The sequence below is a fragment of the Chryseobacterium defluvii genome (assembly GCF_003634775.1).
GTDB classification, from domain to species: domain Bacteria; phylum Bacteroidota; class Bacteroidia; order Flavobacteriales; family Weeksellaceae; genus Chryseobacterium; species Chryseobacterium defluvii.
Genome location: NZ_RBXB01000002.1, coordinates 147,496 through 172,872, shown reverse-complemented (window position 1 = coordinate 172,872; position 25,377 = coordinate 147,496). Strand labels below are relative to the sequence as shown.

Here is a 25,377-nt window from a genome sequence, read left to right as displayed (position 1 = left end):
TAAGAAAATGAAAAATTATATTGTATCAGCATTCAGACTGACTATGGTGATGCTGGTTATTACAGGTATTTATTTAGCTATCGTGTATGCAGGTTCAAAAGTATTGCCTACTCAGGGAAATGCAGAAACCATTCATTATAAAGGGCAGAAATTCTATACCAATATCGGGCAGGAATTCAAGTCTCTAAAATATTTTCATGGGCGTCCTTCCGCAGTGGATTATAATGCCGCAGGAAGTGCGGGAAGCAATAAGGGACCGAGCAATGAAGAATACCTGCAAACGGTACAGAAACGTATTGATACGTTGAGAATGCAAAACCCGGGTATGGAGAGTGTAAAAATACCCGTTGAACTGGTTACAGCAAGCGGAAGCGGTTTAGATCCCGATCTTTCGGAAGAAGGAGCTTTATATCAGGTAAAAAGAATTGCAAAAGAGAGAAATATCTCAGAAAAAAGCATTGAAGATTTAGTTAAAAGCCATATGGAAGCTCCATTTTTAACCCTTTTCGGTCCTTCAAAAGTGAATGTTTTACAGCTTAACATCGCATTGGATCAATTAAAATAATTTTTGTATTCGGCATGAAAAAATATATCATTAGTACCCTATTATTAGGAACATTTTTATCAAAAGCACAGACTTCGGATTCATTGAAGGCTCATCATCAGGTCACATTTTCTGCCTATGCGGAACTGTTTTACACTTATGATTTCAATGAACCGGCCAATCACATCCGTCAGAATTTTCTTTATTCCTATAACAGGCATAATGAAGTGAATCTGAATTTAGGATTTGTAAAAGCAGCTTATCAAAGTGAACAATTACGGGCTAATTTCGCCTTAATGGCAGGAACGTATGCACAGGACAATTTGGCGGCTGAACAGGATGCGCTGCGGTATGTCAACGAAGCCAATGTAGGAGTGAAAATCTCAAAAAGCAAAAACCTGTGGCTCGATGCAGGAATTTTGCCATCCCATATTGGCTGGGAAAGTGCGATAGGAAAAGATAATGTGAATCTTACAAGGAGCTTTGCCGCTGAAAATTCGCCTTATTTTGAAACGGGAGCTAAAATTTCTTATACTTCCGATAACGGGAAATGGTTTGTAAGCGGACTGGTTTTAAACGGATGGCAAAGAATTGCCAAAGCCGAAGGTAACCAAAGTATATCTTTCGGGCACCAGGTAACTTATAAACCGAATGATAAAATCACATTGAACAGCAGCTCATTTATCGGGAACGATAAACCTAAAGACGAAAAAAGAATGCGATATTTCCATGATCTGTATGGAAATTTCCAATTGACAGAGCAGTTTTCTGCATTGTTTGGTTTTGACATCGGAGCAGAGCAGAAATCCAAAGGAAGTGACAGCTATAATATTTGGTATAGCCCGAATATTTTAATGAAATATCAATTGAATGAGAAATGGGCTTTAGCCGGAAGAGCTGAATATTATAACGATAAAAACGGAGTCATCATCAGTACAGAAACACCGAATGGTTTCCGGACTTTCGGATATTCTTTGAATGTGGATTATGCTATTCTGAAAAACGTGGTTTTCCGTACGGAAGCAAGAGGGTTTACTTCCAGGGATGCCATTTTTGTAAAGAATAATGAGTATCAAAAAGGTAATTTCTTCATTACAACGAGCCTTGCCGCTTGGTTTTAGTTAAGATGGAAGAGGGACGTCGGAAGCTGGAAATAAAACAGTCGGTTGATTAACTTCAAGCTTAAAGCAACATGATGTTTCAGAAAATACAATTAAAAAAGATAAAGCCAATGTCTTCAGCCAAAGATTTTTTAGAGCTTATTCAAAAATCCCGGAAAGGAAAATTTAAGATTTATATCGGGATGAGTGCAGGTGTCGGAAAAACGTTCCGCATGCTTCAGGAAGCACATTCTCTGATCCGGAATGGTATTGACGTAAAAATCGGTTATATAGAAACCCACGGAAGAGAGGAGACTGTGGCATTGGTTGACGGGATTCCTGAAATTGCAAGAAAATCTGTTTTCTACAAAGGAAAAAGCCTGGAGGAAATGGATGTTCAATCCATTATCAATGAGCATCCGGAAGTGGTGTTGGTTGATGAACTTGCCCATACGAATGTGGAGGGTTCCAAAAATAAAAAAAGATGGCAGGACGTTCTTGAAATTCTCAATAGCGGCATCAATGTGATCAGCGCTATGAATATCCAGCATATTGAAAGCCTGAATGAGGAAGTGAAAACCATCACGGGAATTGAAGTTTCTGAACGTGTTCCTGATAAAATCCTCGCTCTTGCTGATGAAGTGGTGAATATAGATCTGACTGCGGATGAGCTTTTAACCCGTTTAAAAGAAGGAAAAATCTATAAAAAAGAGAAAATCCAGACGGCTTTAACTAATTTTTTCCAAAGCTGGCATATCTTACAGCTTCGGGAACTGGCTTTAAAAGAAGTGGCGACGCATGTTGAAAGAAAAGTAGAAACCGAGATCAAAACAGAGAATTTTAAGCCCATAAAGTTTCTTGCCTGCATTAGCAGCAATGAAGTCATTTCTAAAAATATCATCCGTAAAACAGCCCGTTTAGCCAGTTATTATAACAGTCCGTGGACTGTTCTGTATGTGCAGAAACCGTCGGAGAGTTTCGAAAAAATAGCGCTTAACAAGCAGCGGTTTTTGATTAATAACTTTAACTTAGCACAGGAATTAGGAGCTAAAGTAATCCGGGTAAAAGAAGACAGTGTTCAGAAAGGGATCCTGGATTATGTACTTCAGCACAATATCACTACGGTTTGTATAGGAAAACCTCATGCGAAATTCTGGCAAAGAATTTCCGGGTACAGCTGGATCTATACTCTGATGAACAGGCTGAATGAAAAGCAGATTGATATTATTATTTTATCTTAACAGCGATGAAACTTAAAACAAAACTCACATTAGGTGTCGGTCTTTTATTTTTACTGATTGTTCTGCTTTCAGTGATCGCATCGGTGTACATCAATAAACTTAAATCCGACACGGAAAAAATCCTTACCGCCAATTACAATAGCATTGAGTTTTCTAAAAATATGTTATTGGCATTGGATAAAATAAATGTAGACAGCGCCGTAGCGGTTAAAGATTTCCAGAAATACAATGCTTTACAGGAAAAAAACCTGACGGAATTCGGAGAGAAGGAAGCTACCCAGAATCTGAGTCTTCATTTTGATGATTACCTAAAGCAACCCGTCTTTGAAAAAGAAAAGCTGATCCGTGAAGATCTCATGAAGATTATGTCTCTGAACATGAAAGGTATTGAAAGAAAGAGTGATATTGCCATCATTACGGCCGAAAATGCCACTTTTTGGATTGTAAGTTTGGGTACTGTATGCTTTTTAATTGCTTTCATCCTTCTTTTCAACTTACCTCAAACAATTGCAGAGCCTATCAATCAGCTTACCTTCAGTATCAAACAGATTGCCAATAAAAATTATAACGAAAGGGTACATTTTAAAGGGAGTGAAGAATTCAATGATCTTGCGAATTCCTTCAATGTGATGGCGGAAAAACTTCAGGAGTATGAAAGCAGTACGCTTTCGAAACAGCTGATGGATAAAAAGCGGATCGAAACCCTGGTGAATAATATGCATGATGCCGTGATCGGACTGGATGAGAATCATTTTATCTACATGATCAATGATGAAGCTTTAAAGATTACTAACCTCCGTAAAGAGGAAATCATCGGCAAAACAGCTCATGAAGTTGCTATCAATAATGACCTTATCAGAGAGCTTCTGAAAAATATTGATTATCCGGCCAAAGAACCGATCAAGATTATTACTGATAATAAGGAGAATTATTTTGAACAGGACATTATCCCGATCAATATCGTGAAGACAGGCGAAAAGGAGAAAAAATATATCGGAAGGGTGATTCTTTTAAGAAACATTACTCCTTTTAAAGAACTGGATTTTGCCAAAACCAATTTTATTGCCACGATTTCCCATGAACTGAAAACACCTATTTCCGCCATAAAAATGGGAGTTCAGCTGTTGAACAACCAGAAATTCGGGGAACTGAATGAACAGCAGCAGGAGCTTCTGAAAAGCATTAATGAAGACGGACAAAGATTGCTGGATATCACCGGAGAATTACTGAATTTATCCCAGGTTGAAAGCGGCAATATCCGTCTGAATATTGAAAAATGCTCACCCAAAGAAATCGTTCAGGCTTCCATTAAAAATATTGAAAAACTGGCAGAGCAAAAACATATTTCCATCAGTCCGAAATATTTTCTGGATGACCAGGATTCTGTTTCGGCAGATTTTGATAAAACAGTGTGGGTGATGAATAACTTCCTGAGTAATGCCATTAAACATTCTTTTCAGGATGAAACCATAAAGGTTACCGTAGAAAAATCGGATTCCATGATTGCTTTCAGTGTAACAGATACCGGAAACGGAATTGATGAAAAGTACCACCGCCAAATCTTCGACCGCTATTTTCAGGTTCCGGGGGAACAGCAGAATGGGACTGGCTTGGGATTGGCTATTTCTAAGAATTTCATTGAAAAGCAACACGGTGAAATTGGGGTGCATAGTTCTTTGAACCAGGGAAGCACATTTTATTTTAAATTGCCGTTGATATAAAAATTATTTAATACAATGTTTGAGAATTTATTTCAGTTTCCTTTTCCATTTATTTTAATTGCTATTTTATGGATCATTATTTCCAGTATGTATTTTTTAATTCAAAAAAAAGAACATTCTTTCAAATTATAAGCAATCTGATTCGAAAGAGCTAAAGAATATTAATGGTACCATCATTACAGCAAAAGGATTTTTGCGAAAAAGTATCCAATGGTGCAGTTTTGATATACTTATCAACCAAAATTCAATCTTTCTATTTTCAAAAAATTTTCACATCCTTCCATCCAAGGTAATTAATTTAACATTTTCCCATTCTAATAAGGCAAATACTAAAAGACCTGCTCTATTGAGAGAGTTTAAAATCAGCAAAAATAATATTGAGCTAATTTATTATCCACATTATCTTATTGGTGGACAACGCAAAATATTTTTGAAAAATCTTACTTCTGAGCAATTCTCCATTTTAGAGAATACTTTAAAAAATAGCAGAAGGGTTTATTAAAACTAATTTTGAAAAATCTCTTGCATAGTTTCAAAATTTATTTTTACTTTGCAATTCAAAGTTCTTTTAGAAACGAATTATTGATTTTTAAAAACACAGCATTATGACACAGTCTACACACTCTATCAACACAGGATCTTTAATAAAGAAAGTAATATCAGGAGCAATAATAGGATTGCTGATTATTTCATTTTTTGTATTTACTGTAGATCATCCCAAACCTGAATGGGGAAAATTCTGGATGATCAGGCCTTTAATCATTACCCCTCTTGCGGGAGCATTTGGAGGCTTTCTTTTATTTTCTCCGCAATTTTTGAATATCCAAACTCCATGGAAGAAAATGGGGATAACCGTTCTAAGTTTTTTTGCCTTTATCATTGCCCTTTGGATGGGAATTATATTGGGACTGGACGGTACCCTTTGGGACTAAGCTAAACTCTATTATATTGTGACTTCGGGCTGAAATTTCATTTCAGCCCGAAGCTTTTGTAACGGATCCGTATTTACACTGACCCATTATAGTATAAACAAAATCTTATATAGAATGTCTGCTACTTTTTTTGCAACACAGGAACAATTCAGGGCGTGGCTGGAAAAACACCATGCTACGGAAAAAGAACTCTTGGTAGGCTTCTATAAAGTCGGCAGCAAAAAGCCTTCAATGACATGGCCTGAATCTGTAGATCAGGCACTTTGTTTCGGCTGGATCGACGGAATAAGAAAGTCCATTGATAAAGAAAGCTATTCTATCCGTTTTACCCCTCGAAAACCGACAAGTATCTGGAGTGCCATCAATATCAAAAAAATGGAAGAACTCACAAAGGCGGGTTTAATGACCTCTGCAGGACAAAGGGCTTTTGAATTGAGGAAGGAAGAAAAGTCGGGGGTCTATTCCCATGAAAAAGAGGCTGTTGAATTAGACCTTACCTATGAAAAGCAATTTAAAGCCAATAAAAAAGCCTGGGAATTCTTTATCAGTCAGGCTCCTTCTTATAAAAAAGTCATGATTCATTGGATCATGAGTGCCAAACAGGAAAAAACCAGACTGTCAAGACTTGAAAAAGTGATTCGTGAAAGCGAATTGCAAAAACGTATACAGTGAAAAAACAACTCTATGAAAACAAAAGTAATTATCATCTTATTTTCTTTATTTTCCATAATTTCTTATGGCCAGGCAAAAGATAACACCTCGCTTGCAGAGATTAAAAAAACATTGACTTTATTTGCGAAAAGCCTACAAACAAAAAATATTAACAATACCGTTGAGCTTATTCATCCTAAGTATTTTACGATTACTCCAAAGGATAAGATGTTACAAATGCTCAACTTCACTTACGATAATCCTTATCTTAAAACCAATGTTCAGAGATTTATTATCCATAGTGTCGAAAAACCGGAAAAAATTGGCAATGAATACTTTGCAGTAACGGATTATTCATTCAAAATGAACCTGAAAATTGACTGGGCCCAGCTTCCGGTAGCCGAAGAGATGAAAAAACAAATCAGGCAGTCTATTACCAAACAGTTTGGGGATGAAAATGTACAGCATGTTCAAAAAGGAGACTATTATATCATCAATACCAAAATGAAAGCCTGCGCCATTTCAGGAGATAACAAGAATTGGAAACTTATCATTCTGGAAAAAAACCAGAAACCTCAGCTGATGAAAATTTTGCCGAAGAAGATTGTGGATAAGGTTTGAAAAAGCATTTTTAAATGAAATGAAACAAAGTATAAATAGAATGCTTGATGAAAAGAAAAACCAATATTTGTAGATCTTACTTATAATTTCTCTATCAAAGATTCAGCGACGCCTTCGGCGTCGCTGAATCTTTGATATAATTATGGATATAAATTCTAATGCGCTTCCAGCCAGTTATTCCCCACTCCCACTTCAACCAACAACGGAACCTGTGTTTCAACAGCACTTTCCATTTCTGCTTTGATTAATTGGGAAGCGGCTTCCACTTCATCTATAGGAGACTCGAACAACAATTCGTCATGCACCTGGAGAAGCATTTTGGTTTCCAGGCTTTGAGATTGTAATTCATGATCGATTTTAATCATTGCAATTTTGATAATATCTGCAGCGCTTCCCTGGATCGGGGCATTAATGGCGTTTCTTTCCGCATGTCCTTTTACTACAAAGTTCCCTGAGTTAATATCTTTTAAGTGACGTTTCCTACCTAAAAGGGTTTCCACATAGCCTAATTGACGGGCTTTATTTACCTGTTCCGCCATGTATTCCTTTAATTTTGGGTAAGTGGCAAAATACGCATCGATCATTTGTTTGGCTTCCGTTCTGGAAAGTCCGGTCTGCTCTGCCAATCCGAAAGCACCCTGACCATAAATAATTCCGAAGTTTACGGTTTTCGCCTGGCTTCTCTGGGTTTTAGACACCTCATCCAACGGAATTTTAAAGAGCTTCGCAGCCGTAGAGGCATGAATATCTTCTCCATTCTGGAATGCTCTGATCATATTTTCTTCACCGGAAATTTCGGCGATTAAACGAAGCTCGATCTGTGAATAATCGGCAGATATGATCTTCTTTCCTTCTCCTGAAACGAAAGCTCCACGGATTTGCTGTCCTCTCAGCGTTCTGATCGGAATATTCTGTAAATTCGGGTTCACACTTGCCAAACGTCCGGTTGCTGCCGTTGTTTGAGAGAAATTGGTATGGACACGGTTGTCATTTTTATCAATCTGTGATGGCAGTGCATCCACATAGGTTGATTTCAGTTTCTGATAGGTTCTGTATTCAAGGATATGCTGGATGATTTCATGTTTGGAAGCCAACTTCTGCAATACATCTTCTGAAGTGGCATATTGCCCGGTTTTTGTTTTTTTGGCTTTCGGATCAAGCTGTAGCTTTTCAAATAACACTTCTCCAAGCTGTCTTGGGGAGTTCATATTGAATTCTTCTCCTGAAAGTTCAAATATTTTGGACTCTAACTGTCTTAAATCACTTTCCAGGTCTAAACTTTCCTGGGCCAGCCATTTTTCGTCCAGAGAGATTCCGGCCAGCTCCATTTTAGCCAAAACTTCCATCAACGGCATTTCTATTGTAAAGAACAGGTCTTCCAATCCTTCTTTTTTCAGTTGTGGGGCAAACAACTCATATAACTGGAACGTTACATCTGCATCTTCCGCTGCGTAGTCGGTTTGGGTTCTCAGATCCGCATCCCTGAAATTGCCCTGATTTTTTCCTTTCTTTCCAATAATGGTTTCTATGGAGACAGGTTTATAATTCAGATACATTTCTGAAAGGTAATCCATCCCGTGTCTTCCGTCCGGATTCAGAAGGTAATGGGCGATCATGGTATCGAACATCGCACCTTTTACCGTTATTCCGTATTTCTTAAGAATTTTATAATCGAATTTAAGGTTATGAGCAATCTTCAGGATATCTTCTTTTTCAAAGAAAGGCCTGAAAATTTCCAGGGTTTGCAAAACTTCTCCCTGGTCTTCAGATAAAGGAATATAATAAGCCAGTCCTTTTTTGTAGGAAAAGCTCATTCCCACCAGCTCAGCTTCCAATTCGTTCAATGAGGTGGTTTCGGTATCGAAGCAAACTTCTCTCTGTTTTAGTAGGTTGTCAACTAAAATCTTTTGTGCTTTCGGGTTATTGACAAACTGGTAAAGGTGATCATTTTCCGTAATGGTAGATTTTGTGGAAGTAGCCTGATCCAGCTCTTCAAAATTGGCAAACAGATCAAGCTGCGTTACCTGGCCTTTCACTTGGGTTCCGGCAGAAGTCTGGGTTACCTCAACCTGGCTTACAACTACTGTTTCAGTAGGGGCAAAGGCACGGTAAAGGTTTTCATATAGCCTTCTGAATTCAATTTCCTCAAAAACTTCTTTTACTTTTTCAAAATCAGGAGTTTCAAGGTCATACTGCTCCTGATGGAATTCTACAGGAGCGTCACATATAATAGTAGCCAGCTTTTTTGATAAGATCCCGCGTTCCGCAGAAGCTTCCACTTTTTCTTTAAGTTTTCCTTTTAATTCATGGGTATTAGCCAAAAGGTTTTCTATGCTGCCAAACTCTTTAAGAAACTTCATAGCCGTTTTCTCTCCCACTCCTTCCAATCCGGGGATGTTATCTACTGCATCTCCCATCATGGCAAGAAAATCGATCACCTGCTTAGGATCTTCTATTTCGTATTTGGCCTTTACTTCTTCTACACCTAAGATTTCTATATCACCTCCTTTTAGACCCGGTTTATAGATCTTGATTTTATCTGTAACCAACTGGGCAAAATCTTTATCCGGCGTCACCATATACGTGGTGTAGCCTTCTTTTTCTGCTTTGCAGGCAATCGTACCGATCACATCATCCGCTTCATATCCTTCCACTCCTAAAATAGGGATGTGCATGGCTTCCAGAATTCTGTGGATATATGGAATTGCAATCTTAATAGCTTCGGGAGTTTCACTTCTGTTGGCTTTATAGTCTGAAAAATCCTCAGTTCTTACGCTAGCCTGTCCCACATCAAAAACCACTGCCAAATGAGTTGGCTTTTCTCTTCTGATCAGTTCGATCAAGGAATTGGTAAAACCAAAAATCGCTGAAGTGTCCAATCCTTTACTGGTTAATCTCGGATTTCTGATCAATGCGTAATATCCTCTGAAAATCATCGCATAAGCATCGATGAGAAACAGCCTTTTATCTTGTGTTGCGTCCATATTTTCTGATAATGAACAAATATAAGAAAATAGGAAATTTTTATTCTACTTTTGGCGAAGGGAATTTAATGATCATAAAAAAGACCACTTATATAGCAGCCTTATTGGTATTTTTCTAAACTGAAACATTTTCCAGTTTCCTGTTTGTTTCATCCAGGTAAGTATTATTGTTCCAACCGTACTCATCTTCTTTAAGAACCTTGAAAACAGGATTATCATCTTTAATAAATGTGAATTTATAATAGACTTCTTCTTCATGAACATTTTCATCAGGAATCCCTAAGCAAACTTCAAATAAAATACTGTAAGTCCCGGTTTCAAAATTCATTGATCCATCAACATTTAAAGGATAATATTTTCCCTTTTCCTTTTCTTCACTTACGTTTACGGAGGTATCTTTATATAATTTCACTGATTCTGAAACGGTATTGATACTAAAATCATCTAAATTTTTAATTTCAAATGGGAGTATTGCTGCTCTTATAGAATCCGGGCTTACTTCTACTTTTTCTTTTTTATCTATAAGAAACCAACAGCCAAAGGAATCATCTACCAAAGGATCTAAAACAATATAATCTTTATACCAGATAATTCCGTCTTCAACATCTTTTTCGCTCCAGGTTTGCTTTTCCAGATCAAAAGGTACAGAACGAATTATAATCTGGTTATGAGATACTAAAATGTTTTCTTTAATCATATCTTTATTTTTAATCTATTATAATAACTTTAACAACGGTACCATTTGGATAATCGCTGAGAGCATTACCTATTGCACTTCCCGCTCCTCTGTTATCCGATGGGTTAATATGTCTTACACTTGCACCGGTTCCGCCTTCTTTAAACATTGCCATTGGCCATTCATCCCTATCTAAACTTGGTTTGGTTTTTATTCCTCTCAGGGAATTGGCTCTGTTTGTTTTTGACCCGTCTCTGGCAATGGTTACTACGCTTAGTTTTCCAGAAGCAATAGCGTCGGCAATATGTTGTGCCGTTTCAGGATAATCTGATTTGCTTATAGTTACTTCTACTGTATGCGGCTGGCCAGTAACATCTCTAACCTGAGCTTTATTGGTATATCCATTATGTACTAAAATACCATCCTCAGTTACATAATAGTTTTCATTGCCTTCGATATCAAAATTATAAACTTTTTCATAATGTGGCAAGGTTTCTATGCTGATTACCGTAGTGTAATGACCTCCTCTTAAATGTAGTAAATCTCCTGGTTGGAGTTCTCTGGCTTCAATCCATTCATTATTGCAATAGAAACGGTGTTCCGGGGTTACTCTTACAAATTCACCTGTAGGTAATTCAATAGAAAGCATTTGTAGAGTGAATCTTTCATGTCTTTTCAGAATGGATTTGTATTCTTGTTCTTTGGTTAACTCATTAAAAGTAAGAACCAGGTTTCCTTCAAACAGATCTTCAATATTGGCTAATCCGTCAGAAGTATGAACTTTTGTTCCTGCCGGGAAACATACGAGACTGGCTCCTTTGGCGGCAAATACACTTAAAATCAAAGAAACACTGCTTTCTTTTAATTTATCCAATGTATCCTGATCGCTGCTCCAGATATTATACTGCTCATAGTATGCCCCACCAATTCCTAACCCTCTCATGATCTTACAGAAAGTGGAAGCTTTGGTAAAGCCTTTAAAAGTAAACTGCTCTATAAGTTCTTTCCTTGCCGTATTTAAGAATTGTTTTCCAAATTCTCTCCCAAAAGTTGCTGCTCCCTGTCTTGTTGCCAAAGCAGACATTCCGCCTGCTGCGGATGTTGCACCCATCGTCATCCCGCCTAGACCTCTTCCTGCCAGAAAACCAAACGCGAAATTGGCAACATGTCCCAGATTGGTTAATGCAGCACTTCCCCATGCTTCCCAAACAGTTTCTTTAGGGGTAATGGTTCCGCCTTCTGCAGGACAGATCATTATAGATGACAAAGTCAATGCTTTTTTGCCCTGAATTTCCACCACCGGAGATTGTTTCGTCCAGACTCTTTGGGTTGCGGCCGCTTTACATTTGAAATAGCCGATGGCGATCGCGGCGGCAATTGCCGCCGCGATAATGGCAGCAACAAGCCATCCCGGACCGGGAATACAGCAGCAAACTCCGGCAACAGCTCCGGCTATAAAGGCAACACTTCCAAGACAAAGAAAATTATTATTTTTCAGGGTATCTTTTTCAGTTGCAGCTAAATGACCACTCATATAGGTAAAGTTCTGGCTCGTTACTTTCATCTGTTTGGGAGCCATCCCTTTATCACATACGAGATAGTGTTTTTCGGTAAGATACTGTTCTTCTGCCATAATTTTATTCTTCCAGCGTTAATCGAAGATAGGAATGGTTATAGTAAAACTCTCCCAACTCTTCGGTAATGGTAAAATCAGACTCTAATAATGTGATATTATCATACATATACTTCCCTGTCATTTTATATTCAGGATGCATATACTTATCTTTCGTAAAGGTTCTCAGTCTTTCAATAACTTTATTGTCCCGTACCATTTTGCCTTCATAAGTCCGTTCTATAGTTCCGTCCTCCAAATCCTGTTCTCTAAGATTAATATTGACAGGAACCACTATTCCGCCACCGAAACGATCCATCTCATTTTTTTTGATATACCTTACATTTCCGTTTTCAGCACTTTGTTTAAAAATGAAAAAATACTGATGCAAAAAATGAATGAAACGGATGTTTTTAATTTCCATTTCTTCATTACTCAGTTCATATTCTTTAGCACGTATAATTTCGTAAGACTCCAGCGGATGCGAATTGGTAAGCCATTCTTTTACTTTCTGCCACTTTTTGCGGATCTCATCCCTGTTGTATATTTTCTCGATTACCCCTTCTGCATTGATTCCTATTTCAATCTCTTTGTAGATGCTGCAAATTCTGTTGGTCATTTCAGCAATCTGAGTCATAATAGGATCTTCATAATCAGCCAGTTCATACAATGTTTCCACAATATTGAAGCGATACAATCCATCGTCCTCAATCCCTTTATAGGTTACTTCATTTTTTATATTTATTTTGTAGTCGCTTTTTATACTGTGTACTTTGGTAGTCCCTACAATATCGGTATTATATTTAAAGGCTTTATCCTTTTCCATTCCTTACGTATTGATTTTTACTTTTTTACCACCTACATTGACTTCACTTTTACCTGCAATATTGGTAGTTTTACTTCCAATATTGAATTCATTGGCTCCTGATGCGGTAATTTTTTCTGTAGCGTCCATGATGATCTCTTTCCCGTTGATGGTAATTTTTCCGGTTTTGTCTATAGTTATTGTACTTGCTCCCACAATAATTTTAAATTCCGTATTGGCCGTGAGTGAAACTTTCCCGGTTTTGTCCATCTGAAGAATGGAAGCATCACCAACATTGATCATATTGGTATTTCCTGCTTTTACCGTGTTATTATTTCCCACCGTTACGGTCTTATCATTATTGGCATTCGTCATCGCATTTCCTGCTCCGTCAAATTTCATATTGGCACCGCCCTGATCTGTAAGAAAAACCGAACCGGCTCCATCATCCAGTTCCAGTTTATTACCGCTTCTGCTGCTTAAACTTTTCACATTGTTTCCGGCTCCGCCTCCTGCGCCAATTCCACCATGGAACATTCCGCCCATCACAAACGGCCTGTCAGGATGCTGATGTACAAAATTCACAACAACCTGATCCCCCACTTCAGGAATGGCCATGAAACCTCTGTTTTTACTTACCTTGTCACTGCTTCCTGCATCAGGGGTCATGACACGGATAAATTCAGTTGTTGCGGATCCGTTTTGCCAGTCAAACTGTACTTGTACACGTCCCTGATTCATAGGGTCTATATTGGAGATCACTTTTGCAAATTGAGCGTCTGCTTTTGGAGTCTGAAACTCAGGACGCGGAATAAATCCCGTATCTGAAGCGATAGCATCGAATGTTCCGGTGTAATAGCCTCTTGCATCTACTTCATGATTCATCTCTATGATCATTAGTTTTGTAAAATATGAGGTTTGATTGCTTCCGGTTTTACGCATTTCAATATCTGCGGTACATCCCGGATACAGAAAAGGAACAGTAGTAGTTCCTGAAGTCACAAAAACATCTGAAGCTTTGCTTCCTGCCGTTCCTTTTTGAGAAGCATCAATATCCATGAAAGACACTGCTTTTATTGGGGCTACTCTTAATGAAGGAGTTGTAAATGTTTTTTCTGATATTTCATAAGCGCGTTTTGCAATGTCTGATGTATGGCTTATTTTTGAGCTTCCGGCAGTCAGTTTTTCATTTTTACTGCTGTTATATCCATAAAAGCTAGGATTCACATGTTGCGCTTTCATTTTGATTTTTACATCATTCACATTACTGCCATAGGTTAGCTTCACCGGTTTTTCCTGAGGAGGAAGCTTTCCGAAATGTAATACTTCCCCGTCATAATAAAATTGTTCCCCGTAAGCTTCTGCCATTCGTGCCAGGTAATTGTAATGAGTTTCTTCATATTGTGAACTGTAGGAAACATTTCCATATTGGGCGTCTACACGGAAATCAAATTTATTCTGTCCCAAACCTTCTTTAATAACCTGATCGGCAATACTGTTTAAGCTTATTTCCTGAGCTCCTCCAAAGCTCTGAATATGAGGAGCGGCATCCAAAAGCACCGTCGGACTGTAACCTGTAAGGACAATATTACCTAAGCTTCCTTTTTCCTGGCTGAATCCAACTTCAGTAATTACTCCTACAAAACTTCTTTCAGGCCCTTCTTCCACATCTTTATATTTGAAAACTACTGTAATCCGTTTTCCCAAAAAGTTTTGTGCATTTTCCAGATTGTGGTTTTCAGCATTTCCTAAGGTATCATGGGCAAGCATCAGGTCGAATTCATGATGTCTGATCGCACTTTGTTTCAATTTAAAGTGTTTGAAATGCTTGATTACCTGTCCTTCAACCACTATTTCAAGCTTTACAACACGATTGATTCCCAGAATCTGATTTTCAGGAATGGCTTTCGCATTATGTATTTTGGAAGTGGGCTGTTGAGACCATACTCTATTTTCTACTAAAGTAGGTGCGGTAGACTGCATTTTTTGATTCATAAACATATTGCCAGCATTTTGAGCAACTCCGGTATAAGCTTGCGCCTGAGCAAGTTTTTGCCCGGCTTTCTGAATTTTACCTTCTGTTTTTTCCTGAACCTTCTTGGTGGTTTTATTTATGGCCTGCGTTTTTGCCACTTCCCCCATCTGCTTACTGATGGAAGGTTTTCCAGCTTTTGAAGCAGGGACTTTTGGCGATTGATCATCTTGAAACATGGCATCTATTTTTTAATTAATAGTGTGATTGGTGGTTGTAATATTCTGTGGTTTATAGGGACCAAATATTTTCGATTTTTAACCATATTGATGAATCTCATTCAATATGTATTGCAGAAACAGAAAAACAGAATAGTATACCCGGGTGAGTGCACTATTCTGTACCAATTTTATTTTACTAAGATGATGTGTCGATTAGCTACTTGGCCATTGTGCCTCATGTTTCGAATTTCCGTAATTGATAATTTCGGCACTTACCACAAAACTGATCAGCATACTGTTTTCGTCTACGGCATCAAATTCCACTTCATGCTGGATCACATATCCGTTCTCCCAGTTCAGGGTGATCAGCGTTCCTTCTTCGTGAGATTTGTTAAAAGTAACTTCACCAGTTGTAGGCTTATACTTTCCGTTGAGTAAGCTTTCTAGGATGTCTGATTTTTCAGTAGCTTCTACTTTAAGTTTGATAATGGCGTTTGACGGATCTGAAGCTACTCTTCCTGATACGTCTGTAGATCTTGATACGCTATAGTTTAGCTTTAATAATTTCTGACCCTCGCCTCCGTTGAATTTTAAGATTCCTCTTGAATTAACTGCCATGATTTGTAAATTTTAATCGTTAATATTTTGTGATTTGGTGATTGTTTGGTATCCCAAAGATAGACCACTTATTCGGTTCTGAAAAGTTTTTAAACTGCAATCTTGTTTTTTGTCGTATTTCTACGATTTGGTGTCGTAATTCTACTACTTTGGAAATAAATAAGATTATAACAAATTAATAATCATTATATTAAAATAAAAAATACTGCTATTTTCCAACAGTATTTATACACAATTTTGGGAAATATTAAGATAATCTAATATTTTTTTTATAGCCTTTCATAACATAAAATTTCGTTGAGCGGCTACCTTAATTTTATTACTAACCATTATTTAACTACGGATACTTCGCCGGTCTTTGAATCAATTTTTGCTAAAAAATGCATCTTCCCTTCCTTTGGGCCTTTTTTATCATATTTATGGATATATCCAATATAGTAATTGTTCTCATAAATATAGATGACCTTCCAAAAGTAAGAATCTATCTCTGCCTTATTTTCCCCAACAAAATTTTCCGTAAAATGGTCATCATAAAATCTAATAGCCTGCTGTTCTTTAATTGCCAATTTTTTTTCAATTGTATCAAATTCCGGAGTTCCTGCATAGCTTTTCCCGGTATCACCGTCACAGCTGTTTAAAGAAAACAGCGAAGATAGTATAGACATATAGATTATTTTTTTCATGTTCATAATTAATTTTTCCAATCACTTGATTCCTGCTTTATCACGGTAATGGTAGACAGTTGTCCGGCATGTTTTTTAGAAGTACTCACAAAAGATTTCAGATCTTCTAATAATCCTTTCGGTGTCTGTGTTGTATCAGGAATATAATTACCCATAACCGGTTTGCTAATATCAAAAGGGAAAGCCTGCTGAATTGCAGTTTTAACGGTAGTTGTACATTGCTCGCCCGTCCATGGATATACACTATAGATCTTCAGATGCCTGTATCTTTCTTCCCACCACTTTATCATTTTATTCGCCTCACTTTCTTTTACATAGAATTCAATAGTATGCACTTTTCCATACACATTATTTTTATGCCAGTGCTGAAGAACAAATGCTTTAACCTGATCCAGCTTAACATCATGTACCGAGATATTATTGACTTCAGCAACCATTTCTCCCCACCAAGGGCGTCCCGGAGTATTTTTAAAATCAAGAGTACCCTCATCAAGGTCAACTCTATCATCTTTATCGCCATCATCATTAAAATCTACATCATAATCCTTTTCACTTACCTGTACTATATCTCCGGCAATATTATTATTGTTCAGATCATAATCTGGACCATAATCGAAATACCTTTGTCCAATAGCCATTGCAGAATGTCCTGCCAAGCCTTTGGCTCCCCAACCTGTTTCTTTTGAATGGGGCAGCTCCACAATTACTGTTATTAAGACCTCTTTTTCATATAAAATCAGATAATCCCATGTATTTACAGGAAGATCTATCTTTTCGTCTTTATAGGTACACTCTACAAAGAGTTCAATCTCATTTCCTTCCATAGATTCCTCAAGAAGCTTTCTGCTTCCCTCACCGGTTGTCCATTCTGCATACCCCTTGCCTCCCTGTATCTTAATCTTGTCGGATTCTTTCTGGGTACTCTTATCTGTAAGTTGCAGCTTATCATTCATCCACTTCAGGTTATCCCAATCATACACCGTAAAAGTAACCTCTTCACCGTCTTTTATCCCTTGTGTCTGGATATGAAATCTTATAGTATCTCCTATAACAGCTTCTTTGATAGGCTTATCATTTTTATCGGTCCACCAGCCTTTTATAAAATATTTACCCGCTTCAGGCTGTTTCGGTTTTCCATGATTGGTAGCTTTTGCTTTGAATGCATTATTTTCCCCGGCACTCATAGCCAGAGTATCATAGAAACCCGTAAAGTTTTCCTCCACTAAAGAGGAAGAGCTTCCTAATGCTATTCTTGTAATAGTTCCACCAGCCATATTCTATTTACAGTTATTTATAAGAGTATCCGGTCTATAAAAATTTCCGTATTTTTCATTATAATATCTTAAAACCCCTACTTTTTTCAGGGTATCTTTGTCACATTTTACATTTTCAAAGGACGCAATTCCTTCTTCTTCCTGGTATCTACCCAACTCTTCACTGGAAAATCCTCCCGGATCTTCTTTATGGTCTAAGAAATACTTTGTATTGCTAGTATATTTATAAAATTCTACGTCATCTTTCAAGGAGCTCTTAATAACAAAATCCTGAATTATTTTCTTTGCTGCAGAAGCTTCGCCGGGAAGATTCTTCACCAGATAAAGATTTTTATAAACCCCGGACTGTATGAATTCCGTTTTTTTCTCCTCACAGGAAACCAGCATGATTCCTGTCACAATAATACAAAGTATCCTTATCATATCTTAAAATTTAGGCCCGCTCAGGGCTTCCAGCATTATCTGTCTGTTTTGTTCTTCCGCTTCTTTTTTTGCCTGATCTCTTTGAGCTGCTCTTTCGGCAGCACCCATATTAAGGTTCCCCTTTAATTCTCTTGTGAAATTCATTTTTGTCAGAAAAGGTTTATATCCCCAAAGGTGCTGCAATACAAACCAGGCCCTGAATCCTGCACCATAAGAATAAAATTTTTCCATATCAGGTTTATCCAGTCCGAAGTGATCCCAAAGAGTAACCTCATATTTTGCAGTATAATCATCTCCTGTAAAACGTACTTCTTTCAGGATGATTTCCGTGGCCCAGATGTCATTTAATGCAATGGTTTCTCCCCGCAATACATTCCAGTTTTCTTTCCAGGTAAAAGCCGGGCTTCTGAACTGCTTGGTCCTCTTTCCTTTTGTTTTGTTAGAGAGGTGATCTATTTTTCCATCCTTACCTACAGCAAAATAAGGCTCTTTATCTTCCACCTCTTCCAGTTTTGCTAATTTTGACTTCAGTTGTTCTGTGATGTAATCTTCCACTTTCTGTAGATAACTCAGGGTCGCAGGGTTTTCCAGTATGGCATCCGTGAGTTTCTGGTTTTCAAAAACCCCGCCTTCATTACGTTGCATTTTGCTGATCATGAGCGCTATATTATCATTCAGTTTCCCTCTGGAGAGAAGTCCCTGAGACATGGCCCGGAAATCAAACCACAATGCTCTTTCGCTATCAGCCCCTGAGGTTATTCCCATCAGCCAGCCTAAATCTTCTATTTCATTTCGGGAATAAATTGCTTTTTCATTTTTCTTATCCTTCTGCTTTTGCTGGTCAGAGATTTTCTCCGGTGCGGGATAATCAGGATGGTGCACCCGGGTATGGTCAGCAGGCTGACTGGCAGAAACATTTAAATTATTTTGTGGTTTAGACTCCTGGGCAGGCCTTGAGGCAGTCACCACTACTCCTTCTAAATCAATAATTTCGGATTCTTTGTTTGCAAAGATCGAATGATTGTTCATATCAAAACCCGAAACGGCATATTCTTTTTTATACTGGTCAAGCGTTCCGCTACTGTATACAGGTTTTTTATAAGGGTGTCCTGTGCCGTAAGTCATATCATCTGCGATATCAGATCCGTCAGGTTTTAAGCCCGGCATTTTGTACCTGTCAATGACAATAGCGCCTAAATTCAGATAATCCTGAAAATTATATGGCAGCTCTACGTGTTCTGTTTCTCCTCTGTTAACATAAGAACATCTGAAGTAAAGCTCAAAAATTCTGTCTTGATCCAATTGTTTACTCCAATGTTCCAGGGTATCGGTGGTTGAAAATTCAATGATAACCTTAAGTTCATCATTTATTTTTTCAAAGGTATACGCCCTGCGGCTTCCGTCTTTGTGTTCTAAGGCAATCGGGTCATCTGCTTTTATCATGTCATTGCCAAAAGAACGCATATCGCTATCATACAAGCTGAAATACACTACATCCCCGGGCTTGGCATATTCCTTGTCCATTTCTATATGAAACCTGAGCACCTGCCCATATATAGCCCTTTTGATAGGCTCGTCCCTATGATTAGTCCACCAGCCTTTTATAAAGTATTTACCCGCTTTGGGTGTTTTTTCCGGTTTTCCGAAATTGGTCACTCTTGCTTTAAACGCATTGTTTTCACCTGCATTCATTTCAAGCTTGTCATAAAAACCGGTAAAGTTTCCTTCAACTGATGTGGAAGAACCGCCTAATGCTATTCTGGTAATTGTTCCTCCGGCCATGATTAATGTGACTTTGAATTTTGACCGCTATTGTTATTAAATTCTCCCTGGGTATGCCAGTTATTATTTCCCTGAACGGAAACTTCTTTGGTCTGGGCATTTTCTTTCATTTCTTTTGCCCTGGATTTTCTTTCTCCCTGGGCTACTTCCATAATATTGGCTGCCATTAGGGAATAATCCAGGACGGCATTCTGCGTCATCATTCCTCCTGCTACGCTTGTATGATTCATTCCGGCTCCTTCTGTTATATTCATTCCGGCATTGGACGTAATATTTTCAGAAGCTGTGATATTAATATTTTTTGCAGTGATATTAATGGTTTCAGGAGCGGTGATATTGATATTACTTCCTGTTGTATCCAGATGTATTTTATTTCCTGATTTATCAGTAATGATAATGCTTTCATCCTCGGTAAATACAATTCTGTGCCCGCTTCTGGTCTGGATGGATTTCACCCTGTTGTCGACCCCTCCTCCTAATCCTACAGCTCCATGGAACATTCCTCCCATTACGAATGGTCTGTCGGGATGACTGTGCACAAAATTGACCATAACCTGATCTCCAACTTCCGGAACGGCTACATATCCTCTGTTTTCCGTAACACGATCGGTACCTCCCGCATCCGGACTCATTACCCGCACAAAATGGGTGCCGTCACTGTTCTGCCAGTCAAACTTCACCTGCACTCTTCCCTGACTTTCCGGATCTGCATTGGATACTACGGTAGCGATCTGAGGCTCTGCTTTCGGAATGGTGAAGTCCGGCTTAGGAAGAAAGCCCGTATCTGCCGCAATGGCTTCAAAGCTTCCATTATAGTGACCTATGGTATCTATTTCATGAATTGTTTCCGTAACCATTATCCTGGTAAAATAGGAAGTTTCATTGGTGTCCGGCTTACGCATTTGTACATCTGCAATACAACCTGGATGTAAAAAAGGAACAGTTGTATTTCCGGATAATGAAAACACATTGACTGCCTGGCTGCCTGATGTACTTTTTTGGGAATATTCCACATCAAGGTGGGTAGATGCTTTAATAGGAGCTACCTGTAAAGCTGGTGTCTTATATATTTTATCATTATGCTCATAAGCAGTTTTTGCCAGATCCCCTACATGTTGTACCGGAGTTGCTCCTGATGTAAGTTTTTCATTTTTGCTGCTGTTGTAGCCGTAAAACTGCGGTTTGGTGTGTACTGCTTTTAATTCTACTTTTATATCATTCGCATTGCTTCCATAAAGTAGCTTGATGGGCTTATTCTGAGCAGGAAGTTTTCCGAAATGAAGCACTTCTCCATCATAGTAGAATTGTTCTCCATATGCTTCCGCCATTCTCGCCAGGTAATTGTAGTGAGTCTCATCATACTGACAGCTGTAAATAATCTGTGAGTAATCATTGGTATCCACTCTCACATCGAAGCGGCTTTTATCTATTCCCTGCTTTATTACTTCTTCGGCGATAATTCCCATATTGACAGGCTGATCGCCTCCAAAGCTTTGGATATGAGGTGCACCATCCAATAAAATTGTCGGGCTGTAACCGGAAAGTACTATATTTCCAAGGCTCATTTTTTCCTGACTGAATCCAACTCCGGTTATTACTCCCACAAACGTTCTTTCCGGACTGTTTTCTATATCTTTATAAGAAATAACCGCCGTTAAACGTTTTCCGAGAAATTTATTTGCTTCTTCCAGGGTGTGGGTTTGGCGGCTTCCTAAGGTGTCATGAGCTAAGGTAAGCGTGAACTCGTGGTGGCGCTGAGCACTCTGCTTCAGCCTGAAGTGTTTGTAATATTTGATAACTTTGCCCTCTATAACCAAAGATAATTTCACCAAACGGTTGATACCGGCATGATGATTCTCCGTAACTCTGTCTGCATTCTGAGACGGTTTAAACGAAGGGTTCTTCAACATATTTTGTGACTCTGCTTTCATATGATCTGTGTTTGGTAGATTAATAGTATCGCTTAGTGTTTAATGTATTATTTACTTCCCATCCGGATGGAGCGGGAAAGTATTTTATTTTTTTTCAAAAGAAAATCAGGCATTAAATCCATGGGAAGGTAAAAAAGACTTTCCCCCTTATGCTGGAGCTCTTCTTTAATTCCGGGATTCCATGCAAGTATTTTATCCATACCGATCTGAAGCTCATCCGCAATGACCTCCAGATTAAAGCCGGCATTAATTTCTGTTTCGGATAGTGAAATATTATTATTCCGGCTGCCGCCTTCCGCAAAAAACACCTTGTTCATTCTTGAATTGTTATAATCCGTGAGTACACTGTGCAGTTCACCCGTCGCATAACAGGCATTCAGGTATTTTTTGACATGATTAATGGTTTCCGCAGGGAGATATTGATAGAACACGTGGTATTGTGAAGATCCTGCAGTTGCCATTGCTTTTGCAATATTTCCTTCCCCACAGTTATAGGCAGCCACAACGGTAATCCAGTTGTTATATTTTTTATAAAGGCTGGATAAAGAAACTACGGCTGTTTTCGTACTTTTATATAAATCCGTACGGTTCTGCTCCGAAAGCCCATATTGATTGGCGTGGGAAGTCATAAACTGCCACACTCCCACTGCTCCTGCATGCGAGGTAATAGTCCTGTCAAAATGGGATTCTATGAGAGCCAGATTCCTCAAATGTTTCGGTAAACCTTTCTGAACCAGAGAATATTCAATAAATTCAACAATTTCTTTATTGGAATTAATAATGCTTTTATAACGTTTCACACTGCTTTCAGATGTGTCGGATGCAGTAAGGAACTGCCCGCTGACCAGCTGGGAAAACAGTAATAAAAACATTCCTGTAAAAATATGTCTGAAATGCAATTCCATTGTCAATATTTTGTTGTGTCTAATACAAAAAGGCTAAAGACAAATAGCGTTTTTGCTGTTTACTTTTACTCAATCACTCTACTTTCCAACTTAATTTCTCTTCATCTTTATTCCAGTCTACATGAATAGTCTGTCCGGATTTCACTTCTTCTCTTACGATCATTTTGGAAATCGGTCTAGCCAGCTGTGCCCGGATTACTCCTGAAATCTGTCTTGCGCCATATTTGCTGCTGAATCCTCCCAATGCAAGATTTCTGACCGCTTCATCACTAATTTTCAGCGCAATCCCCAATCTCGTTAATGAAGCATGCAGGGATTTCAGCTGAATATTAAAGATCCTTTCAGCGATGGATTCCGTAATTGGTGCAAAAGGAATAATTTCTGTAATTCTCGCCAGGAATTCCGGTCTGAATCTTCCTGAGTTGGACATGATCTGCATCAACGAAGATGATTCCGGTATTTTTCCTTCCTCAAACTGTTTTACGATCTCCTCACTTCCGATATTTGAGGTAAATAAGATCAAGGCATTGCTGAAGTCTCCTTCCTTACCCAGTTTGTCGTGTACTTTTCCCTCGTCCATGATCTGTAAAAAAACGTCAAAAACCGAATGGTGCGCTTTTTCTATTTCATCAAATAAGACCACTGTATAAGGTTGCTGCCTGATTTTATTGACGAGCATTCCTCCCTCCTCATATCCTACATATCCGGGAGGAGCCCCATATAAAAGGGCTGCGGAATGTTCTTCTTTAAATTCAGACATATCGAAACGAACCATGGCTTTTTCATCATTGAAAAGTAATTCGGCCATAGATTTCGCCAGTTCTGTTTTTCCTGTTCCGGTAGGTCCCAGTAGGAAGAATGAACCGATAGGCTGCCCCGGTTTATTCAGTCCGCTCCTGTTTTCCACAATGGCATCTGAAAGGATTTTCAGGGCATGATCCTGACCTACCACTCTGTTCAACAGAAGTGATTCCATATTCAGAAGCTTTTCTTTTTCCTGTGCTTGGATTTTTCCGATAGGAATATTTGTTTTTGCGGCCATTACTGCGGCCAATTCCAAACGGTCTACTTTTTCTCTTTTCTTGGATGCATGCTGCAACAATTCCGAATAGGTATCGTCGATAATTTTCCGGATCTGCTCCACCGGCATTGAGTTATCAATTGTCGGCTGCTCACTTAAGGACCCCCACAAAATCGGACTTATTTTATCTCTTAAGAGGTTATACGTCCAGATCAGCTCATCAGCCTTATCTTTATTGTCGTGGTATTCTTCCTGTAAAATAGCATCGTATTTTTCTTTCCAGCTTTCCAGTTCTTTTTCAGAAAGCTCATCCAGCATTTTGATTGCAGCCATTGTCCTGTCTAAAAGATCGATAGCTGCATCCGGTAATTTCTTTCCTTTTGCATAACGTTTTGCCAGACGTACACATTCAGGAAGGGCTGTTTTTTCGACTTCAATATTGTGATGTTTTTTATAGCCATCAAGAAGTACATCTATCATTTTGACGCAAGTTTTCTCATCCGGCTCATTCACTGTAAGGACTTCAAAGCGGCGGTTAAAGGCCTGCTCGGGTTCAATGATCTTTCTGTATTCTTCCTGAGTGGTAGCTCCTATCACCGTAATTTCTCCTCTTGCCAGTTCAGGTTTCAGAAGATTCGCCACGTTTCCTATACTTCCTTTAGGGTCTAAAAGGGTATGGATTTCATCAATGAACAGTATGGCTTTTTCTATTTTTTTGCATTCATTGATTACTTTTTTAAGGCGGTCTTCAATTTCGCCTTTGTAGGATGTTCCTGCGAGCAAGGCACCTGTATCTAATTCCAGAAGGGTGGCATTTTTAAGCATTTCAGGGACATTGCCTTTTGTAATTTCAATAGCAAAGCCTTCTACCAATGCTGTTTTTCCTACTCCCGGCTCACCGATGATGATGACATTCGGCTTACTTCTTCGGCAAAGAATTTCCACCAGCATTCTCAATTCTTTGTCTCTTCCGATGATATTTTCCAATTCTCCTTTTCTGGCTTGTGCCGTTCTGTCTACGCAATAATTTTTAAGGGAAGGAAAGGAAGAATCTGAAAAGCCTGATCCGTTGGAAAACAGGGAAGGAAATTCACCGTTCTCTGATGCTGCAAATGGGATGTCTTTTCTGTACAGGTTGAATATCTCATGTTCTCTGAGTGGCAATGATTTAAGCTGCTGCAGGCTAAAGGCAACCTGAGGCTTTACAATGGCCGTTAAAATACAGATAGGAGTAATTTCGTCCAATCCGAGTTTCAGCCTGATATCATCAGCTTCCTCCAAAATATTGTCCACGGCTTCCCCTTCTTGTATTTCTTCGGGAAGATGGGTGGTTTTTGGCTCATCTTCAATGCGCACATCTGCCCATTCGTAGAAATAGCCTGGATCTTTATCTATGTTTTTCAGGAATTCATTAAGCCCGATATCTTTATGCATCAAAGCCTGCAGAATATGCGGCCCGCCATAGGTTGCATTATAATTTTCCCTCGCTATCGACTGAGCAATATGAAAAAGCTGTTTTACTGTTTCGTTGGTTACCAGAACTCCCATTGTAGTATTTTTCTCAAAATTTATTAATATCTCTGACTTTGGTGTATTTCTTTAATTATATTTTCGTTAAATCTTTCCAGCTTTCAAACTATAATCATTGAAATTTTTATTC

20 protein-coding genes are annotated in these 25,377 nt (G+C 38.6%); 7 read left to right on the top strand and 13 right to left on the bottom strand.

Translation table 11 applies throughout. From position 1 onward, the window contains the following. Positions 1-7: 7 nt before the first annotated feature. The 7 genes from kdpC to BCF58_RS07560 all read left to right on the top strand — a co-directional run bounded on the left by kdpC (position 8) and on the right by BCF58_RS07560 (position 6,810). On the top strand, positions 8-565 hold the full coding sequence (kdpC, locus tag BCF58_RS07590) for a K(+)-transporting ATPase subunit C (RefSeq protein WP_121461215.1): 558 nt from the start codon (positions 8-10) through the stop codon (positions 563-565). Between the two features lie 14 nt (positions 566-579). Further along, positions 580-1,665, top strand: a complete 1,086-nt coding sequence (locus BCF58_RS07585; protein WP_185144829.1) for a porin — start codon at positions 580-582, stop codon at positions 1,663-1,665. Between the two features lie 110 nt (positions 1,666-1,775). Continuing rightward, positions 1,776-2,885: a sensor protein KdpD gene (locus BCF58_RS07580; RefSeq protein ID WP_121461214.1), complete on the top strand. Its 1,110-nt coding sequence runs from the start codon at positions 1,776-1,778 to the stop codon at positions 2,883-2,885. 5 nt (positions 2,886-2,890) lie between these two features. Further along, positions 2,891-4,606, top strand: a complete 1,716-nt coding sequence (locus BCF58_RS07575; RefSeq protein WP_121461213.1) for a HAMP domain-containing sensor histidine kinase — start codon at positions 2,891-2,893, stop codon at positions 4,604-4,606. 605 nt (positions 4,607-5,211) lie between these two features. Further along, on the top strand, positions 5,212-5,538 hold the full coding sequence (locus BCF58_RS07570; protein WP_121461212.1) for a potassium transporter KefB: 327 nt from the start codon (positions 5,212-5,214) through the stop codon (positions 5,536-5,538). Positions 5,539-5,652: 114 nt separating this feature from the next. Continuing rightward, positions 5,653-6,210 carry a YdeI/OmpD-associated family protein gene (locus BCF58_RS07565; RefSeq protein ID WP_121461211.1) on the top strand — a complete coding sequence of 186 codons (558 nt, stop codon included), beginning with the start codon at positions 5,653-5,655 and terminating at the stop codon, positions 6,208-6,210. A 12-nt stretch (positions 6,211-6,222) separates the two neighbouring features. Then, a complete protein-coding gene (locus BCF58_RS07560) occupies positions 6,223-6,810 on the top strand; it encodes a hypothetical protein (RefSeq protein WP_121461210.1) in 588 nt (195 codons plus the stop codon). A gap of 155 nt (positions 6,811-6,965) precedes the next feature. Here the strand turns inward: BCF58_RS07560 and polA are convergent, their stop codons facing one another. From polA to BCF58_RS07495, 13 genes are all read right to left on the bottom strand, one after another. Then, the gene (gene polA, locus BCF58_RS07555) at positions 6,966-9,794 is read right to left on the bottom strand and encodes a DNA polymerase I (protein WP_121461209.1); all 2,829 of its coding nucleotides are present in this window, start codon (positions 9,792-9,794) and stop codon (positions 6,966-6,968) included. 115 nt (positions 9,795-9,909) lie between these two features. Next, positions 9,910-10,491 carry a competence protein ComJ gene (gene comJ / locus BCF58_RS07550; RefSeq protein WP_121461208.1) on the bottom strand — a complete coding sequence of 194 codons (582 nt, stop codon included), beginning with the start codon at positions 10,489-10,491 and terminating at the stop codon, positions 9,910-9,912. A 10-nt stretch (positions 10,492-10,501) separates the two neighbouring features. Further along, the gene (locus BCF58_RS07545; protein WP_228434756.1) at positions 10,502-12,103 is read right to left on the bottom strand and encodes a polymorphic toxin-type HINT domain-containing protein; all 1,602 of its coding nucleotides are present in this window, start codon (positions 12,101-12,103) and stop codon (positions 10,502-10,504) included. Between the two features lie 4 nt (positions 12,104-12,107). Continuing rightward, a complete protein-coding gene (locus tag BCF58_RS07540) occupies positions 12,108-12,908 on the bottom strand; it encodes a hypothetical protein (protein ID WP_121461207.1) in 801 nt (266 codons plus the stop codon). A 3-nt stretch (positions 12,909-12,911) separates the two neighbouring features. Then, complete coding sequence (locus BCF58_RS07535; RefSeq protein ID WP_121461206.1) at positions 12,912-15,098, bottom strand: type VI secretion system Vgr family protein; 2,187 nt, start codon at positions 15,096-15,098, stop codon at positions 12,912-12,914. Between the two features lie 195 nt (positions 15,099-15,293). Continuing rightward, positions 15,294-15,698, bottom strand: coding sequence for a type VI secretion system tube protein TssD (tssD, locus tag BCF58_RS07530; RefSeq protein ID WP_185144828.1), 405 nt, complete (start codon positions 15,696-15,698; stop codon positions 15,294-15,296). A gap of 329 nt (positions 15,699-16,027) precedes the next feature. Next, complete coding sequence (locus tag BCF58_RS07525; RefSeq protein WP_121461204.1) at positions 16,028-16,387, bottom strand: hypothetical protein; 360 nt, start codon at positions 16,385-16,387, stop codon at positions 16,028-16,030. A gap of 2 nt (positions 16,388-16,389) precedes the next feature. Further along, the gene (locus BCF58_RS07520) at positions 16,390-17,655 is read right to left on the bottom strand and encodes a hypothetical protein (RefSeq protein WP_121461203.1); all 1,266 of its coding nucleotides are present in this window, start codon (positions 17,653-17,655) and stop codon (positions 16,390-16,392) included. A gap of 3 nt (positions 17,656-17,658) precedes the next feature. Next, on the bottom strand, positions 17,659-18,078 hold the full coding sequence (locus tag BCF58_RS07515; protein WP_147462044.1) for a hypothetical protein: 420 nt from the start codon (positions 18,076-18,078) through the stop codon (positions 17,659-17,661). 3 nt (positions 18,079-18,081) lie between these two features. Further along, a complete protein-coding gene (locus BCF58_RS07510) occupies positions 18,082-19,860 on the bottom strand; it encodes a DUF3289 family protein (RefSeq protein ID WP_121461201.1) in 1,779 nt (592 codons plus the stop codon). Positions 19,861-19,862: 2 nt separating this feature from the next. Beyond that, positions 19,863-21,791 carry a type VI secretion system Vgr family protein gene (locus BCF58_RS07505; protein WP_121461200.1) on the bottom strand — a complete coding sequence of 643 codons (1,929 nt, stop codon included), beginning with the start codon at positions 21,789-21,791 and terminating at the stop codon, positions 19,863-19,865. Positions 21,792-21,838: 47 nt separating this feature from the next. Beyond that, on the bottom strand, positions 21,839-22,696 hold the full coding sequence (locus BCF58_RS07500) for a lytic transglycosylase domain-containing protein (RefSeq protein WP_121461199.1): 858 nt from the start codon (positions 22,694-22,696) through the stop codon (positions 21,839-21,841). Positions 22,697-22,769: 73 nt separating this feature from the next. After that, positions 22,770-25,265, bottom strand: a complete 2,496-nt coding sequence (locus BCF58_RS07495) for an ATP-dependent Clp protease ATP-binding subunit (RefSeq protein WP_121461198.1) — start codon at positions 25,263-25,265, stop codon at positions 22,770-22,772. Positions 25,266-25,377: the final 112 nt, after the last annotated feature.

Excerpts from the sequence above, each read along its gene's own strand:
- BCF58_RS07570 (WP_121461212.1), top strand. The coding sequence starts at position 5,212 with ATGACACAGTCTACACACTCTATCAACACAGGATCTTTAATAAAGAAA.
- BCF58_RS07515 (WP_147462044.1), bottom strand. The coding sequence starts at position 18,078 with ATGATAAGGATACTTTGTATTATTGTGACAGGAATCATGCTGGTTTCC.
- BCF58_RS07495 (WP_121461198.1), bottom strand. The coding sequence starts at position 25,265 with ATGGGAGTTCTGGTAACCAACGAAACAGTAAAACAGCTTTTTCATATT.
- BCF58_RS07510 (WP_121461201.1), bottom strand. The coding sequence starts at position 19,860 with ATGGCCGGAGGAACAATTACCAGAATAGCATTAGGCGGTTCTTCCACA.
- BCF58_RS07565 (WP_121461211.1), top strand. The coding sequence starts at position 5,653 with ATGTCTGCTACTTTTTTTGCAACACAGGAACAATTCAGGGCGTGGCTG.
- BCF58_RS07540 (WP_121461207.1), bottom strand. The coding sequence starts at position 12,908 with ATGGAAAAGGATAAAGCCTTTAAATATAATACCGATATTGTAGGGACT.
- BCF58_RS07580 (WP_121461214.1), top strand. The coding sequence starts at position 1,776 with ATGTCTTCAGCCAAAGATTTTTTAGAGCTTATTCAAAAATCCCGGAAA.
- BCF58_RS07575 (WP_121461213.1), top strand. The coding sequence starts at position 2,891 with ATGAAACTTAAAACAAAACTCACATTAGGTGTCGGTCTTTTATTTTTA.
- BCF58_RS07525 (WP_121461204.1), bottom strand. The coding sequence starts at position 16,387 with ATGAACATGAAAAAAATAATCTATATGTCTATACTATCTTCGCTGTTT.
- BCF58_RS07505 (WP_121461200.1), bottom strand. The coding sequence starts at position 21,791 with ATGAAAGCAGAGTCACAAAATATGTTGAAGAACCCTTCGTTTAAACCG.
- kdpC (WP_121461215.1), top strand. The coding sequence starts at position 8 with ATGAAAAATTATATTGTATCAGCATTCAGACTGACTATGGTGATGCTG.
- BCF58_RS07585 (WP_185144829.1), top strand. The coding sequence starts at position 580 with ATGAAAAAATATATCATTAGTACCCTATTATTAGGAACATTTTTATCA.
- BCF58_RS07535 (WP_121461206.1), bottom strand. The coding sequence starts at position 15,098 with ATGTTTCAAGATGATCAATCGCCAAAAGTCCCTGCTTCAAAAGCTGGA.
- BCF58_RS07560 (WP_121461210.1), top strand. The coding sequence starts at position 6,223 with ATGAAAACAAAAGTAATTATCATCTTATTTTCTTTATTTTCCATAATT.
- BCF58_RS07545 (WP_228434756.1), bottom strand. The coding sequence starts at position 12,103 with ATGGCAGAAGAACAGTATCTTACCGAAAAACACTATCTCGTATGTGAT.
- tssD (WP_185144828.1), bottom strand. The coding sequence starts at position 15,698 with ATGGCAGTTAATTCAAGAGGAATCTTAAAATTCAACGGAGGCGAGGGT.
- polA (WP_121461209.1), bottom strand. The coding sequence starts at position 9,794 with ATGGACGCAACACAAGATAAAAGGCTGTTTCTCATCGATGCTTATGCG.
- comJ (WP_121461208.1), bottom strand. The coding sequence starts at position 10,491 with ATGATTAAAGAAAACATTTTAGTATCTCATAACCAGATTATAATTCGT.
- BCF58_RS07500 (WP_121461199.1), bottom strand. The coding sequence starts at position 22,696 with ATGGAATTGCATTTCAGACATATTTTTACAGGAATGTTTTTATTACTG.
- BCF58_RS07520 (WP_121461203.1), bottom strand. The coding sequence starts at position 17,655 with ATGGCTGGTGGAACTATTACAAGAATAGCATTAGGAAGCTCTTCCTCT.